General features: G+C 60.0%; 9 protein-coding genes. 3 read left to right on the top strand and 6 right to left on the bottom strand.

The genetic code is table 11. The features are described from left to right. Positions 1-320: 320 nt before the first annotated feature. Together ACPPVP_RS23275 and ACPPVP_RS23280 are read left to right on the top strand one after the other, a co-directional pair. Positions 321-1,160, top strand: coding sequence for a class I SAM-dependent methyltransferase (locus ACPPVP_RS23275; protein WP_426524799.1), 840 nt, complete (start codon positions 321-323; stop codon positions 1,158-1,160). A gap of 123 nt (positions 1,161-1,283) precedes the next feature. Next, entirely contained in the window at positions 1,284-4,547 is a 3,264-nt protein-coding gene (locus ACPPVP_RS23280; protein ID WP_426524801.1) for an AMP-binding protein, read from the top strand. Between the two features lie 338 nt (positions 4,548-4,885). Here ACPPVP_RS23280 and ACPPVP_RS23285 read toward each other — a convergent pair whose 3' ends face one another. The 3 genes from ACPPVP_RS23285 to ACPPVP_RS23295 all read right to left on the bottom strand — a co-directional run bounded on the left by ACPPVP_RS23285 (position 4,886) and on the right by ACPPVP_RS23295 (position 10,868). Beyond that, on the bottom strand, positions 4,886-5,032 hold the full coding sequence (locus tag ACPPVP_RS23285) for a hypothetical protein (RefSeq protein ID WP_426524803.1): 147 nt from the start codon (positions 5,030-5,032) through the stop codon (positions 4,886-4,888). Positions 5,033-6,043: 1,011 nt separating this feature from the next. Next, complete coding sequence (locus ACPPVP_RS23290; protein ID WP_426524805.1) at positions 6,044-9,487, bottom strand: WD40/YVTN/BNR-like repeat-containing protein; 3,444 nt, start codon at positions 9,485-9,487, stop codon at positions 6,044-6,046. Positions 9,488-9,923: 436 nt separating this feature from the next. Further along, positions 9,924-10,868, bottom strand: coding sequence for a Bug family tripartite tricarboxylate transporter substrate binding protein (locus ACPPVP_RS23295; RefSeq protein ID WP_426524807.1), 945 nt, complete (start codon positions 10,866-10,868; stop codon positions 9,924-9,926). 485 nt (positions 10,869-11,353) lie between these two features. On the opposite strand from ACPPVP_RS23295, the gene ACPPVP_RS23300 reads away from it, so the two are divergent. Then, positions 11,354-13,114 (top strand): adenylate/guanylate cyclase domain-containing protein, encoded by a 1,761-nt coding sequence (locus tag ACPPVP_RS23300; protein WP_426524809.1) that lies wholly within the window; start codon positions 11,354-11,356, stop codon positions 13,112-13,114. 282 nt (positions 13,115-13,396) lie between these two features. Here the strand turns inward: ACPPVP_RS23300 and ccoS are convergent, their stop codons facing one another. From ccoS to ACPPVP_RS23315, 3 genes are all read right to left on the bottom strand, one after another. Beyond that, positions 13,397-13,591, bottom strand: coding sequence for a cbb3-type cytochrome oxidase assembly protein CcoS (ccoS, locus tag ACPPVP_RS23305; protein ID WP_426524811.1), 195 nt, complete (start codon positions 13,589-13,591; stop codon positions 13,397-13,399). After that, the gene (locus tag ACPPVP_RS23310) at positions 13,591-15,783 is read right to left on the bottom strand and encodes a heavy metal translocating P-type ATPase (RefSeq protein WP_426524813.1); all 2,193 of its coding nucleotides are present in this window, start codon (positions 15,781-15,783) and stop codon (positions 13,591-13,593) included. Before ACPPVP_RS23310 ends, ccoS begins: the two co-directional genes overlap by 1 nt. A 67-nt stretch (positions 15,784-15,850) precedes the next feature. Beyond that, a complete protein-coding gene (locus ACPPVP_RS23315; protein ID WP_426524815.1) occupies positions 15,851-16,348 on the bottom strand; it encodes a FixH family protein in 498 nt (165 codons plus the stop codon). Between the last annotated feature and the right edge of the window lie 19 nt (positions 16,349-16,367).

Raw genomic sequence — 16,367 nt, forward strand, 5'->3', positions numbered from 1 at the left:
GTGCCTATGCCGCAGAAGCTTGGTGATCGCCATAATTCAGGATTTTTGCACAGACCCGCTGACGTCCCGGGATGTGGAGCGGAACGGACTGCATCGCGGCTTCTCAGATTGGATCCAAACGACATCGACGGTCGGACTGACATCCGGCAAATGGCTCCCAAAGCGATCAGCGGCTCCGTCCGCTTTCGTAGAAATGTGTTAGTCTGGCGGAGAGCCGATCGCGTTCAACCATGAGCCTCAGATTGCCATCATCTGCGGAAGGCTGTGAATGGCCGACTTTGCTTAGCGGAAAATTCGGCGGAATTTGCATTGGAGACTCAATGCGAGAGTCATCGAAGCCAAGCACGCAACCCTACTCGATCTTCAAGGCCTTTGAGCACAAGGCGTGGCAAACGGCGGCTGATCAGTACGGTGCGGCTTTCAGCCGGCTGACGCAGCAAGCGGTTCCATCCATCTTCGAAGCTCTCGACCTCAGGTCAGGCGTGAGACTTCTCGATGCAGCGTGCGGGCCCGGCAATCTCGCTGCTGCCGCGTTACGGCTCGGGGCAATGGTAACCGGTGTCGATTTCTCAGAGCGCATGGTCGAGCGCGCCCGCATGTTGCATCCCGACATTGAATTTCGCGAAGGAGACGCGGAAAGCCTGCTGGATTTTCCAGACGAAAGCTTTGATGTCGTCGCCATGAATTTCGGCTTCCATCATTTGGAGCGACCTGAAAATGCGCTAAGGGCGATCCACCGCATTTTGAAGCCGCGGGGCCGGTTCGCCTTCACGGTGTGGGGTCGGGAGGAGACCGTTGCCGGACTTTCATTACCGCGACGGGCCATCGCGCTGTTGGGCGACATAAACGTTCTGCCGCCGGGGCCTTCTCCGTTCCATTTCAGCGAGCCGGACAATTGTCGAAAGGCATTCATCAGCTGCGGCTTCGTCGATCCGCAAACGCGGACGGTCGATCAGACTTGGGAATTCGGTTCGCCGGAGGAATACTTCGACGCCATTTTGCGAAGCACAGTTCGGACGAGCAGCTTACTCCAAAGACAAACCCCTGAACGGCTGACGGCGATACGCGATCATGTTTGCTCGGCAGCAACTGCGTACCGCAAGGCCGGCAAGGTGTCGCTGCCGATGCCGGCAAACCTCGCCTGGGCCACGAAGCCGTGAAGGAGTTTTCGGTTCGCCTGCCCCGACAACATGATTGAATGAGGCAGAAGGCGCTGCTGGCGGGTTCTGAGTCAGTTTCTGGCAGATACTCACTAACGTAACATTGACGAATAGGGGGCGGGGTTGTCGAAGATCGTAAAAGAATTGCAACACGGAACCGCGCGCAAAAACATCAGAGGACGTCCCTTTTCGTCCCTACCCGACCTTCTCTCCAACTATGCGCGAAACGCGCCCGACCGCTACGCCATTCTTGCCACCGGCCGCGCCCCGATGACGTATGGCGCGCTGTGGATGCAGGCGAACGATGTAATTCGCGGACTGCGGAGCGTCGGTGTCGGCCGAACTGACCGGGTCGCGGTAGTGTTACCGGACGGAGCAGAGGCTGCGGTGGCAATGATCGTTGTTGCAGCCGCTGCAGTTTGTGTACCGCTCAATCCGGGTTTCACTTACGACGAATGCCAACGCTATTTCGGCGAATTGCACCTAGCTGCGCTGTTAACCCGGGCTGATTGGGATTCGCCCAGCCGGCGCGTCTCCCACATCCTGGGCATACCCATCATCGATATATCGACGCGGCCAAATGAGAGAGCCGGCGCGTTCTGCATTGTCGACCAAGCGCCACAGCACGTGGGCGACGACGAGTTTGCGTCAAGCGTTGACGATGCATTCATCCTCTTGACCTCGGGCAGTACGTCGCGGCCAAAAACGGTCCCCCTAACGCATACGAACGTCTGCCTTTCGGCCCACAACGTCGGTGCCAATCTGGCACTTAGGTCTCGGGACCGATTGCTCAGCGTACTGCCTCTATTCCATGGGCATGGCTTGATCTCTGGGCTTGTGGCCGCGTTGGCGGCCGGCTCCAGCGTGGTCTGTACGCCAGGCTTCGATGCAACAGCGTTCTTCGGCTGGCTGACGGAGTTTCGACCAACCTGGTATACGGCGGTGCCGGCAATCCATCGAGCAGTGTTATCGGCAGCGGATCCCCACAAACAGGCCGCACGGCGGTCCTCCTTGCGGCTGGTTCGCTCGGCTTCCACGTCGCTGGCGCCCGGCGTGCTCGGCGAACTGGAAGCGCTGTTTGGTGTCCCCGTTATCGACACCTACGGCATGACGGAAGCGGCCACCCAGATTGCCGCAAACCCTATGCAGCAGCGAAAGGCCGGTTCGGTCGGGCAGCCGGCGGGACCCGAGATCGCAATTCTGGGCAGTGACGATCGACGATTACCACCCGGCAGACGTGGAGAGATCGCGCTGCGGGGACCCACCATCACCAGAGGTTACGACAACGACACCGCCGAGACCGCGTCCGCATTTCGCGATGGCTGGTTCAGAACCGGCGACCTAGGCTACCTTGACGCGGAGGGGTATCTCTTCATTGTCGGTCGAATTAAGGAGATCATCCACAAGGGAGGACAGAAGGTCGCCCCCGCCGAAGTAGAGGCGGCGTTGCTGAGCCACCCGGATGTGATCGAAGCCGCTGTTTTCCCTGTGCCCCATGGACGACTTGGCGCGGACGTCGGCGCCGTTGTCGTCCTGCGTCAGGATGCGCAGGTGAACGCAGAAAGTCTCCGAGACTTTACCCGAGAACGCTTGGTCGGCTTCAAGGTCCCTGGCCTCATTCGGATGGTGCCGGCAGTCCCGAAAGGCGCCGGCGGCAAGATCAAGCGCAGTGAACTTGCGGGCGAATTTTCAAAGACGCAGTCGGCAGCAGGGGAACGCGACAGCAAGCTGGCTTTGCCGGGTTCAAAATTGGAGCGGCAACTGGCCGGGATCTGGTCGGAGATCCTGGACATGGATCAGATCGGCATTGACCAGGACGTCTTTGCGCTCGGCGTTGATTCACTTGCGATGATGCAGATGATCATGCGTGTGAAGGAATATTTTGGCGTCGACTTCTCATTCCAAGACATCTTCGATGCACCAACCATTGCGGCTCTCGCGCTTCGCGTTGAGTCATCAAAAAACTGCTCGACAAACTTATTACGAAGCTCGCGCGATCGGCCAACGGAAATCGCACGAGTGAAAGAGGATGGCCCACAGCCCGTGTCCGTCGTGCAGGAACGCATGCTGCGGATCGAGAGGGAACTCCCCGGACTGCCCCAGTTCAACCTTCGCTTCGCTTATCGGCTGCGGGGGCCGCTCAACGTGCTTGCGCTCGAGCGAGGCCTTGCTGAAGTCGTGCGCCGGCACAGCTCGTTGCGCACCGGATTTGCTTGGCTGGACGAACTGCCTGCTGCTCTCACTACCCGGGCCAGCGACATCAAATCAACCCTGGTCGTGGAGGATCTTGCAGCGCGGGCGCCTGTCGGAAATTCCCGGGTTAAGGCGCTCTTGGTCAGGAAGGCGGAGCTGGGAATCGAGCAAGAGCGCATGAAACTCATCGACACGAACCATGCTCCCTTGTTCCGGGCGCGCCTCTTGCGGCTCAGCGCCGTCGACCACGTTTTAGTTCTGATCGTCCACGACATCATCATCGACGGCTGGTCGATGGAAGTTTTTATTGAGGATCTGTCGGAATTCTATGCCAGTCTCACAACCGGCAGGCAGACTCAGTTGCCCGAACCAGCGCTTCATTTTCCCGACTTCGCCCGTTGGCAGCGTCTGTGGTCTGCCAGCGGTGCAGCAACCCGACAGCTCGGCTACTGGAAGGAGCGCCTGCGAAAGGCCTCACCCGTATTTACAGCGAATGTTGACGTTGCAGGCGAGCTCGCCGCGCGCGTCGTCCACGAACGATTTCATATATCGAACGATTTGGTCGCGCGCCTGAACAGCTTGAGCCATGGCCGAGGCGTAACCCTGTTTATGACATTACTGACCTGCTTCAAGACGCTGCTGTTGCTCCGAAGCGAACGCAACGACATTTGCGTAGGCACCACTATGGCCAACCGATCTCAACTGGGGAGCGAGCGTGTGATCGGCCCTTTCGCGAACACCACGCTTATCCGCACCCGATTCGATGCTGATCTGACTTTTCATGAAGCGCTCGATCGCGTGCGCGACGCCGTCTTGGAGGCTTACACCAGGCAGGAACTCCCGTTCGATATCATTGCCGCCCGACTGGCGGAAGAAGACGGTTTGGATCCGGCCTCACTCGTTCAATTTTACTTCGTGCTCCAGGTTGCGTTTCGCAGACGGATAAAGCTGCATGACGTAGCGGTCCAACCGTTCGGCTATCGGGAAGGAAAGTCGGCGATCGCACCGATTGATCGCACTTGGCTTAGAATGAGCCTCAACAAGACACCGTCGGGAATCACCGGCGTATGCAGATGCAAGAACGATTTGTTCGAGCGAATGAGTGCGCAGAATTGGATTGCTGATTACAAGACGGTCTTGACCAAAGCGGTCAACAATCCCAAGAAGGTTCTCGGCCGGTTGGCCGACCGCTGATCGATCGGCCCGGCTTCGTCGCAAAACTGGCAAGAAGAACACCGCAAGGCTTGCTGGCAGTGTCTCGCCATTCTCAAAGTCCAACAACCTGCAAGGAGACCCGCACGATCTAGTCTTGCTCTCGATCTGAAGAGCGAAGCCAGGACGTCGACAATCAGCTAGAAAAGATCGGTCATCACGTCGCGAATTTACCGCGTCTGATCCCTGCGTCAGCGCCGAGCCGAATTTTTCGGCACACACAGCCCAAATCAGATCTGCTGGAAAATTGATTACGTCGCAATTGCGAGCTAGCCAATTCGTCCAAGCGCGTTTCAGAACACTTCACAACCGACAAGATCTTACTTGAATTTTTGGATCGCTTCTTCGAGCTCTTTGACCCGCTTTTGGAGCTGGTCCTTGCGCTGCTCCAAGTGATGCCTAAGCTTTTTCTTTTGGCTCTCACTCAATGTCTTCATGTCAACATCATCCCCGACAAATTCACACATTGCTCGCCCCTTTGCTGGCGTGACGTGGAGTGTCTCCGATGGAGAAAAGGATCATAGAGGCGTATATTTTTCGAATCAACTGTAAGCCTCCTCCAGACCCGGCGCCCCCGTTAGTCGCATAAAGCGACGGCTTCCAGCATCCGCTGGTGCATCAGTCCGGGCCGCCACGCACAGCCGAGCGCGAGCGTAACTTACTGATTCCGAACCCGCTTTACCTGAGCAGCGTCGTTTGAGCTAAAGACTGTCCGGGATTGGATTGGTGATTACAAAGCAATCCTGACCAAAGCAGCCAAAAATCCAACAACGTCTTTTGGCCGGTTAGCCGACCGTTGATCGATGGGCTCGGCTTCGTCGCAACATTGGTGCACGCCCATGCGACTTGGTGCCAGTGCCTCGCCGTTGCGAGCTCACCGCGTCTGATCCTCATCTACGCCGAATCGAATTTCGGTATACAGCTTAAAATCAAATCTACAACGGCTGCAAAATCGATCACGTCGTAATTGGCCGATCAGCTTCAAGGCTTCACGGACAACTATCTTCCTTTTACTTTTCGAATTGTTTTCTCAAGCGCGTTGACCTTTTTTTGGAGATCTTTCCTGCGCTGCTCTAGTTGAGTCGTAAGCTTTTTCTTTTGACTCTGACTCATTTTCTTCACGTCGACATGATCAACAACAAATTCACACATTGCTCGCCCCTTTGCTTCGGTGACGTGGAGCGTCTCTCAGACGGAGACGGTAATGTGAAGTGTCTCTTAATCGAGAGGATGATAGAGCCGGGTATTTCTCGAATCAACCGGAAGTATCCAAATCCGGACTCCGGTTCCTCACAAAAAGCAGCGGGGTGCTCGCATCGGCAGCACATCACTCCGGCTCAACGATAGGCTCACCACGGCTCGGTTGAGCTTACTTTGTCCGCAGTAAGCCGTGGCCGGCCTCCTGATCCAAACCTGCTTTGCCTTGAATGGCAGCGTGGATAGCATCGTTGGACCTCCCGCTTGCTTCGATTGAAGATTCAGCGTTTCTTTTGCCGAGAGCTGCCGGGCATTACCTTGATGCGCCGGAGCGCGAACGTGTTTCCGCCCAGCACACGCCCGTCACGAGATTCCTGGATCAGCTGGACACTCCCGGTGTTGGGCCGCGTGCCCGCCGTGAAGCCGACCAGGATCGGGATGCCCTGCGATCCCACCGGGATACCGGTGATCGCGCAACCTTCGCGCGGTGCCAATGCGACAAGCGCCTTCTTGAAGTCGTAGAGGGCGGCCTGATTGCCGAGTTGACGGCCGATGCGGGTCCGTTCCGTGGCAGAAACTGGCTTTGCTTCAAGGCCCGTGCAGGTGATCTCGGACAGCGGTATCTCCTTTGGCAACACGAGGCTCAGCGACCAGCCCTTCGGCAGCGCACAGAAGCGAAATACATCGGTTGACGCCCGCGGGTAGAACCGGATCGCATCCCAATAAGCGGACGGCATTGCATCGATGATATGCAGGTTCTTCAGTCCCACTTGCCGGTTCTGCGTCACCAGCGAATCGAGGACCAGCGACGTGACGCCTGGAGAATCCTCATTGCAGGAGGCAACAACGAGCAGGCATGTGTGCTCAGCCGCGGACACCGGGGGCGCCCAGTCCCATTCCAGCACGGCAGGACGTTCCGGCCGCAGCGAAGCGATCGTCTGCGCCGCGCCAATCGGTGTCCATGCGCTTGCCATGCCGGAATTCGCCGGGAATGCCGCCCAGAAGTCGGCTGGGAGGTCCGGCAGGCCCGGCGTGGCGTCGGCGCAGAGAATCTTCACGACGACGTTGCTTCCGGGCAGAACTCCGCGATTATGTACTTGGACGTACACGCGATTCACCATGCCTCGTTGCGGATTTCGGTGTTCGAGCGTCGTTTCAAAGGCGATGTAGTCGACAGACGCAACCGGCATCTGGTACGAGCCCCCTACTGGCGAATCGACCTTCACGTCCGCGCAATTCCACCAGAAAAGTAGATCACCCAGATTGATCTGCCGGCCAGGATCCTCCCAGGCTGACGGCAAGCCGGACGGTGACGGCGTCTGGCGCCCGGTGTCCATGACGTGGTCGCGGATCAAGAGGCGGACGTCGGCAAGGCCCGCGCCGTCGAGCTGGCGCTCCCAGAGACCGCGACCGTGCGTCGCCGCGCGCAACAGCCGGGCCGGCGCATGCAGTTTCAGGTCGTACACAGCGACGTTGGGCAGGCCGTCGCTAAACGGCAACCACTTCGCGCCGCCGTCCGTAGTCGTCCACACGCCGACTTCGGTGCCGACGTACATCGTGTTCGGCGCCGCCGGATCGAGCAGCAACGCGTTGGCCGGTGCGTCGGGCAATCGGTAGGGAGACGTCCCGCTCAAATCTGTCCAGGTCCAGCTGCCGCCCGAGCCCGTGCCTCTCCAAATGTGTGGGGTGCCAAAACCGGCCATTGCCAGCACCACCACGTCGGTCATCCCGGGCACGAGGAAAATGTCCCAAATCCAGCGGGCCGGAAGCGGAGATGCGCTGACCTGCGTCGCGGTCCACGCACCTCCTGAGTTTACAGCCTTGTAGACGAGCCCATTGCTGGTCCCGCAGTAGATCAGCGACGAATTGGCGTAGTGAATCGCCGACACTCGAGCGCTACCGATCCCAGGAAGCGTGATGCTGGTCGGCCAACTGTCGGTGCCCTGCGCATGCGAGAGCCGTAGCGGGTTCGTTCCAAACGCGACGTTGCTGGAATCGGTGTCGTCATAGGTCCATGGCGGATAGAACAGCACGGGACCGCTCAGGCCGTTGCTGATATCGCTGTAGGTGCCGAATTTTCCGGCGGCGGTGGAACGCTCGATACCCCTTTGCGTCACGGGCGGAGGGAGCAGGTTAAAGGTGTGAATTACGTTGTTGGGATTTGCGGGATCGATGCCGGCCTGGCCGCCGTCGAAGTCCGCCGAGTGATAAAAGACGAGGCTGTTGCGGAACATATCGGTCCCGTTATCCTGCGTTCCGCCGATGACCAGCGCATCCGACAAGGGATGCTGGCTGATGAACTCGAACTGGGTGATGACCGGTCCCTCGTTGATACTGTCGTCCCAGTTGGATCCGCCGTCTGCCGACTGGTAAATTCCACCGTCGGTGCCAGCGTAGATCTGCAGGTTATTGGTGGGGTGCGAGGCGAACGCGTGGTTGTCCACATGGATGCGTGTGCCGACGCTAGTCACGGTCCACGCGCCGCCGGTTTGCACGCACTTGTAGAGTTCGAAACCGGAAACGTAGAGCACGTCCGGGGTGGAGACGTCGACGGCGATGTTTAGCGTGTAGGAACCCACGATGGTCAGCGACGTCGTGATGAGGGACCAAGTGTCACCGCCGTCGGTGCTGCCGTACACGCCTTTCGGGGGTGCCTTGCTGGTAGGAGAGTCCGCGATCAACGCGAATATCGCGTCGGGGTTGGAGGGCGACACGGCAAGCGCGATACGACTGATGCCGCTCGCCGGCAGGCCGGTGGTCAGCATGGTCCACGTCGGTGTCGCGGCGTTGGCATTGTCCGTCCGGAATATGCCGCTCCCCCAGAACGCACACCAGGCCCGGTCCGGGTTGGTAGGATTGTAGGCGACGTCAGTGCACGAGATCACGCTGGGCGAGAGCGGCGGAAGACCGCCGGTGATCGCGGTCCACGTGGCGCCGCCATCCTGCGAGCGCATGAGGCCTACACTGGTCGCTCCGAAAAGCACATCGGGATCCGTCGCATGCACCGCGATGCGATAAAATGCGGCGCCTGCGAAATCGGCGCTTCCGACGAGCGTCCAGGTGTTTCCGCCATCACTCGACCGCAGCACGCCCACACCGTGGTAGTCCTCGTTGGCGGCGTTGAGCGGGAAGTTCTGCACCAAAAAGAAGATGTTGCCCTCACCCGTGCCGGCATAGAGCCGGTTGTGATCCGAGGGCGCCATCGCCAGAGCACCGATCGCGAGCGACAGTTCGTTATCGGTCGTAGCAAACCACGTCACGCCTCCGTCGAGGGTCTTCCAGACGCCGCCGCCCGCCGCCGCCACATAAAGCGTTAAGGGCGATGTCGGGTCGACGACGATTCCCGTAACGCGTCCCGTCACGTTGACGCGGGCGCCGCTGCTCAGAGAGCCCTGTCCGTTCGGAATGACGGTCGGTCCGAGCTGCACCCAGTTGTTCGTACCAAGCGAAATGGGCGTAACGATCATTTCGTCCCGACGGGCGACAGAGGCCGCTTTTTCACCAAGGGCATCAAGGCGAAGCCGGGCGATGCTCCTGCCCTCGCTCCCGAAGCGGCGGTCCTGAATGAGCGAGGGATGGCGCTTGTCGGGGCGATCGGTCTGGAAAGGCTCGCGCCGATGACTTCGCTGTTTGACGTTCGGCCGTTTGGTCCTGGCCTTGGCTTTGGCGCTTGCCGCCCTGGACTTCGGTTGCACGCGTTTTACCGACCGTTTCTTAGTCGCCATACTGCGCTTCCTCTGCAGCCACCGCTGCCGCATGCCACGCGCCTCACATCGCCATTATGCTGATGCGGCCCCTCTGCTGCGCCATATCCGATAGGTCCCCGGTGGGAATTGAGCCGCCAGCGGCTTAACCAGACCGGCGGTATTTCACGCGATGCACAATCCACCTAAAGAGAGCGAACGCGATCAACGCGCCCACTCCGATGTAAAGCAGTTCTAGTGTGCCATCACCACCGTCCGGCGAAACCCCGAACCAGCGTTCAATGAAATCCACGGCCGTTCCTCCGTGTTATCCTTGGGGTGACTTGCTTATACTACAAGTTGCCTTCCCAAGTGAGATAATTAGGTCAAGCGACGCGGCCTTCCGGCAGCTCACAAGATCTACTTCGCCCCGGAGGGCACGGCGTGAAGTCCGCAGCGGGCCGCCTTGTCCGTCTCGTCAGGGCTGAACGCCGAGTATCTTAAGTATTGGCTGCCCCCGCACGTAATCGTTCTCATGCATCGCGCGCGCATCGGTACCGGATCGCCATACCTGCTCGAAACCGACAGCCCGCAGTTTTTCTCGGGACCGCTGGGATGCTTGCCGGAAAATCTCCGAAAGTCGGGCAACTTCCTCCGATGAAGTTTCGGGTGGAGCGAAGACGCCGACCCATCCTTCCGTCTCAATCCCGCTGCCGGTTTGTGCAAGAATGCGAAGCAAGTCCTGGAATGGGAGAAAGTCTGGAAAAGGAACGATCGCAAGCGCTACGTGACCTCCAGCGACACTGAGGATCGCTGGCGCCGAACCTTGATAGGGCACGTGCACCATCGGCACTCCGTAATCGCTGAAAAGCTTTGCACCTATGAGGTGGGGAATGCTCCCGGCGCCTGCGGTGGCCACCGTGCGGTATTTCTCCTCGCGCGAGGCCCCGTTCATATATTCCGCAAGATTCGCAGGAGAATCTCTTTTTGTGACGGCAACGTATGAGAAGGTTGCCAAAATTCCGACGGGCACGAGTCCACTCTGAGGAGATGTTTTGAGCGACGATGTGGAGGACATGAACAAGAGTGTCTGAGTCCCCCTTTGCCGTAGCACCCAATCCGCTGCGATCGCTCCTCCCGCACCAGGTCGATTTTCCACGACCGTTGAGTTTCGCGTGATCTGCTCTATTGATTCAGCAAAGATTCTGGCTGCAGTCGAAGAGGTCCCCCCTGCTGCAAATCCCACAACCAACGTGATCTGGCCATCACTCGGCAGCGCGGGACCGGAAAGCATCAGAAGCGCGGTAAAAAAGAACGGCGCGAGTCTCGTCACGTGGCTGACCCTTGTTCGACGCATATCACATGCGATACTGAAATCGACTGGATCGCGCTCTTCAATTGCGAGCTTCTGAAAGAAACGCATTCTGACTGGCTTGGCACCTTACCGTTCTCCGGTGCGGATGTACAACTCCCCCTTAAAAGCTACAGGTAGAAATGCTTCTCGTGTTGCCAGCGCGCACGATGATTTGAGTGGGCCGATCGCGCAATGACCCTACAAGGCAGCGCCGCCATTGGTGCGCCAGCGTCAGTTGGCAACTGGCATTGCCTCGCCAATGGGCACGCAGCCCACGCCACGGACGCGCGGCTCGCCTGCAAGGTAACGTCAGCCGAGCATGACCATATAAACTGGTGCAGCCGTTTCGGCAGCAGTACCGCACTTTCGGCTCGTTTGGGGCGCAACACTTCGCTACTCCCCTGCCAGGACGGCCGGCGATCGACGTGAGGCGAGCGCGCGGCCTCCAACGCGCACTGGCACGTATCGCGGGGACGCCATGTCCCGAGCTCAATGGACACGCTGGGCTTCTGACAATAGACTCATATCCTGAAAGTCGGATCGAGGCGATCTTCATGGCCGCAGAGCGGGTTGAACGACGACTGAGTGCTATTTTTGTGGCCGATGTGTCGGGCTACAGTCGGCTTATGGGTGCTGATGAGGAGGGTACGCACTCCCGGTTGAACGAGCATCTGTCCGCCCTCCTCTATCCCGAGATCGAACAGCACGGCGGGCGGATCATCAGAAGCGCCGGCGACGGAATGTTGGTGGAATTTGCAAGCGTGGTTCACGCGATGCGGTGCGCCATTGCCATACAGCGTGGCATGATCACCCGAAACGCCGACCTGCCAACTGAGATGCGGATCGAGTTCCGCATTGGTATCAATGCTGGCGACATCATCATAGAAGGTGGCGACATCTTTGGGGACGGGGTCAACGTTGCTGCTCGGCTCGAGGCACTTTGCGAGCCTGGCGGCATCTGTGTGTCGCACCGTGTGCGAGAAGATACGCAGGATAAACTCGACATCGCATTTGAAGATATCGGCGAGCAGCAGCTGAAGAATATTGCGCGGCCGGTGCGGGTGTATCAAGTACGGCTCGACGACGCTCCGACGAGGTCGCCGCTTGCGCTTCCCGACAAGCCATCGATAGCTGTCCTGGCGTTTGAGAATATGAGTGGCGATCCGGAGCAGGAGTACTTTGCCGATGGAATTTCGGACGACATTATCACGGAGTTGTCGCGCTTTTCCGACTTGTTCGTGATCGCCCGTAATTCGAGCTTCCGATACAAGGGCAAGGCGGTTGATTTACGCCAAGTGGGGCGAGAACTCGGTGTTCGGTACGCCTTAGAGGGAAGCGTTCGTCGCGGCGGTGATCGGGTCCGCATCAACGCGCAGCTGACCGATGCAGGAACGGGCATTCACCGCTGGGCCGAGCGCTATGACCAGGAACTAAAAGATGTGTTTGCAATTCAGGACAACGTCGCTCGCACAATCGCAGCGATTCTTGTCGCGCATGTGAACAGGGCGGAAGCCGAGCGTACCTTACTCAAACCGCCTTCAACCTGGCAGGCCTACGATCATTTCATGCGCGGGGCTGCTGCCTGGGTTTCGTTCCAGTCGTCGTGGCAAATGAGGGATCTAGTGGAGGCGCGACGGCATCTCGCGGATTCGCTATCCATCGATCCCAAGTATGCCCGTTGCTATGCGATGCTAGCCAGCACTCACCGTGTAGCTTGGCTCAATCCCCTGAATGACGAGTATTTGAACCCCGCCGCCCTTGACGAAGCGATCAAATTGGCACGCACGGCGATTGAACTCAATCCGAGCCTGTCCGAAGCTTATGCGGAATTGGGATACAACATAATCCGCAAGCGCGATTTCGATGCAGCTACTGCCGCCGTCGAAAGGGCGATCGCGCTAAACCCCACTTTCGCTGACTATCGCCTTGCGCAGGTGTTTTACTCGGTAGGAGAACCAGCCAAAGCAATTTCGATCGCCAAGATGCAAATGCGCCTTGATCCATTCCATCCGCATTTTGCGCCGCTGATGGCAGGCGTCGCCCATTATCACCTCAAAGAATATCATGATGCGCAACACTGGTTGAGTGAAGCCATTGGCCGCGCACCCAATCACCAGTATGGCCATGCCTTCCTGGCCGCGACCTATGCTCAGCTGGGACGATTGGAAGATGCTCATGCGGAGGCAGCCGAGGTTCTGCGTCTTAATCCAAGATACAGCATAAGCCGCACCCAACAACGAGTATCCGTTCTCAAACGCGCAGAAGACATGGAGCACCTGGTTGATGGGCTGCGAAAAGCGGGTCTTCCGGGATAACCAGATCAGATTCGATACGCTTCTTCCTTCTTGCAATTTTGGCTTTAGCGGCGTGCACGACGTTCGCCTTGGTTGCCTTCCTTGGCGCTGCCGGATGCTTTCAGCCGCGTCCTTGTAGTTGGCCCGGCGCACGACGGGTTCCCGGACGACATGCGCCGGGCCATAACCACCACGGGTTTCACCCCCGAAATGGCTTGTTCACGCTGGGTCTGATTCTCAGCGGAATTTGGCGCGAAGCTCCGCCAACCCTACTCGTGGGGCGAGCGCCACGCGGCCCCGAGCCTATGGCGCTCGCGCGGTGTCCGGCCCCTGCCCCGCGGAATGGTTTTGAGCAACGGGCTCGTCATCGGCGATCGCGCGCCAGCCGGCGCCCTCGAGGTCGTCGTACTGGCCGTTCTTGAGCGACCAGAGAAAACCCATCAGGCCGATGGCACCGAGCGTCAGCGCGAGCGGCACGAGGAATACCAAAACTTCCATCAGCAAAACTCCCTCGCACCGCGATGCGCGCGCAACGCGTTCAAGATCACCAGCAGTGATGAACCCGACATCGCGGCGGCAGCGACCAGCGGCGTCGCCAGGCCCGCAATCGCGAGCGGCACGGCAAGCAGGTTGTATCCCGCAGCCAGCCACAGGTTTTGCCGCATCAGCCGCAGCGCCTTCCGCGAGAAGCCTATGCCGGCGACGACAGGCGCGAGGCGATCGCCGAGGAAAATCAGGTCGGCGGTTGCCTGGCTCAGATGGGTGGCGCTGACCGGTGACATCGAGACGTGCGCGGCGGCAAGCGCCGGCGCGTCGTTCATGCCATCGCCAACCATCAGGACCCTGACGCCCCGCCGCTTCAATTCCTCGATGCGGGCAATCTTGTCCGCCGGCGTGACGCCCGCGCGCCATTCATGAATTCCCAGCGTCTCGGCCGCTTGGCGTACGGCAGGCTCGCGATCGCCTGATAATATCTCGACCTCGATTCCGGCCTTGAGGAGCGTCGCAATTGCGCCGGCGGCATCGGCGCGCAGGCGCTGTCGGACCGCAAAGACATGCCGCGTTTCGCCATGACGGAAGGCGACGACGGAGGCCTCGGGATCCCGGCACAGGATCTCGTTGGCGATCTGGTCCGCGCCGCAAAACGACGGCCTGCCCAGCCGGACTTCGAGCCCGTCGACGAAGCCACGTACGCCCTGCCCTGCGATCTCCTCGACCCCGGCCAACGGCGCCTTTGCTCCGGAGACCCGGGCCACCGCGGCGGCGACGGGATGATGGCTGGCCAATGCGAGCCGCCCGGCGAGTTCGAACATGTCTTTCGGAACATCGGCGGCATTGGTGACGTCGAGCTCCGGCAAGGTCAGCGTGCCCGTCTTGTCGAACACGACGCGATCGACTTCGGCCAGCCGCTCGATGGCGTCGCCGGAATTGATCAGCACGCCGGTCCGGAACATGGCGCCTGCGACGACGGTCTGCACCGCCGGGATCGCCAGTCCGAGCGCGCACGGACAGGTGATGATGAGAACCGAGATCGCGGTAACGATAGCATCATGCCAGGTCGCGCCAAAGGCCGCCCAGCCCAGCATGGTCAGCAGCGCCGCCGCATGCACGACGGGGGCATAGAGTCGTGAGGCGCGGTCGGCGAGCCGCACGTAGCGGGAGCGCGACTGCACGGCGTTGTCGAGCAGCCGGCTGATTTCCGCCAGCAGCGTGCCTTCGGACGCCGCCGACACCCGCACCCGCAAGGCGCCCGACAGGTTGAGCGTGCCGGCGTAGACGGCCGTGCCCGGTCCCGCCTTCGCCGGCAATGTTTCGCCGGTGATCAGGCTCTGGTCGATCTTGGATTGTCCCTCAATGACAGAGCCGTCGACGGCGGAGCGCTCGCCCGGACGCAGCAGCACGATGTCGCCGGCCTGCACGGCGGCAATCGGCACGACGCTGATTTCATCGGCGCCGACGAATTTCGTCGCCGTTTCGCCCTTGAGTGCGGCGAGGTTTCCGGCAACCGCGCGCGTCTTGCGGCGCATACTTTGATCGAGATAACGGCCGGCCAGCAGGAAGGCGAGCAGCATCAACGCGGCGTCGAAATAGGCATGTTCGGCGTGGTGAATCGTCTCCATCACCGACATCGCGAGCGCCAGCACGATACCGATCGAGATCGGAACGTCCATGTTGGTCGTGCGCGCCCGCAGCGCCCGAAGAGCGGACCTGAAGAACGGCTGCCCCGAATAGGCCGCCGCAGGCAAGGCGATCAACGCCGACAGCCAGTGGAAGAAATCTCGCTGCTCCGGGATCATGTCGCCGACATTGCCGGACCACACGGGGATCGACAGCATCATGATGTTCATCGCGGCAAAGGCAGCGACGCCAAGACAGCGCATCAGGAAGCTCGCCTGCTCGGTCTCATCCGCTTCGGCACGGACCGGCTCGAACGGATAGGCCTTGTAGCCGAGCTCGGCCAACCGGTCGATGAACCGGGCCGGGTCGAGCGTGCCCTGCTTCCATTCCAGCGCCACGCGGCGGTCGGTCAGGTTGACACGCGCCAGCGTCACGTCGGGAAGCGCGGAAAGTCCGCGCTCGATCTTGGACATGCAACCGGCGCAACTGACGCCCTCGACCGCCAGATCGATATGCGACAGCCCCGATTCGAGATGCCGGACATAATGTGAAAAATCCCGCGTCGCCTGCATGATTCCGGTCTCTTTATTTGAGCATTATCTCTTCGGAAAACCGGTTGCCACTTTTCTGGATCATGCTCTAGTTCAACAACACGCGGTTCTTGGACTGAAACAGCCGCTGTCCCGCTCCGACACCTTCGAGCACCAGATCCCATTGGCCTGGCGCGATTGTCTCCGCGCTCCCGCGATAGATACCGATCCCGACTTCGGCGAGCGCGACCGGCAGATCGGCGCGCCGGTCCGTCGGCCGCTCAAACCGGCCGTGAAAGGTCAGGCCGGACATCGGCCGGCCATCATTGTCGCGCGCTTCGACCTGCAGCGTGGCGCCGCCCTGCCCGCTGCGCTCGACATGGGCGTCGACCTTCCAGTTGCGCGCGTTCTGGGCACGAGCGGTGGCGATTTCCTTCTCGTAGGCGAGGCTGGCGCTGTAGGCGCTATCGACTTCGGTGCCGGGCAAGGTCTGGATAGCAAGCCGCATCATGATGAGGTTGACCCCGATCACGACCCCGAAGAAGGCGACCATCATGAAGAGCACCATGCGCCCGGTGATGGGTCTTGGCGGCTTCGCCTGGCTCATGTGAACACTCCTCGAGGGG

It is taken from the genome of Bradyrhizobium sp. McL0615 (assembly GCF_049993905.1).
Lineage (GTDB): Bacteria > Pseudomonadota > Alphaproteobacteria > Rhizobiales > Xanthobacteraceae > Bradyrhizobium.

Excerpts from the sequence above, each read along its gene's own strand:
- ACPPVP_RS23275 (WP_426524799.1), top strand. The coding sequence starts at position 321 with ATGCGAGAGTCATCGAAGCCAAGCACGCAACCCTACTCGATCTTCAAG.
- ACPPVP_RS23285 (WP_426524803.1), bottom strand. The coding sequence starts at position 5,032 with ATGTGTGAATTTGTCGGGGATGATGTTGACATGAAGACATTGAGTGAG.
- ACPPVP_RS23290 (WP_426524805.1), bottom strand. The coding sequence starts at position 9,487 with ATGGCGACTAAGAAACGGTCGGTAAAACGCGTGCAACCGAAGTCCAGG.
- ACPPVP_RS23295 (WP_426524807.1), bottom strand. The coding sequence starts at position 10,868 with ATGCGTTTCTTTCAGAAGCTCGCAATTGAAGAGCGCGATCCAGTCGAT.
- ACPPVP_RS23300 (WP_426524809.1), top strand. The coding sequence starts at position 11,354 with ATGGCCGCAGAGCGGGTTGAACGACGACTGAGTGCTATTTTTGTGGCC.
- ccoS (WP_426524811.1), bottom strand. The coding sequence starts at position 13,591 with ATGGAAGTTTTGGTATTCCTCGTGCCGCTCGCGCTGACGCTCGGTGCC.
- ACPPVP_RS23310 (WP_426524813.1), bottom strand. The coding sequence starts at position 15,783 with ATGCAGGCGACGCGGGATTTTTCACATTATGTCCGGCATCTCGAATCG.
- ACPPVP_RS23315 (WP_426524815.1), bottom strand. The coding sequence starts at position 16,348 with ATGAGCCAGGCGAAGCCGCCAAGACCCATCACCGGGCGCATGGTGCTC.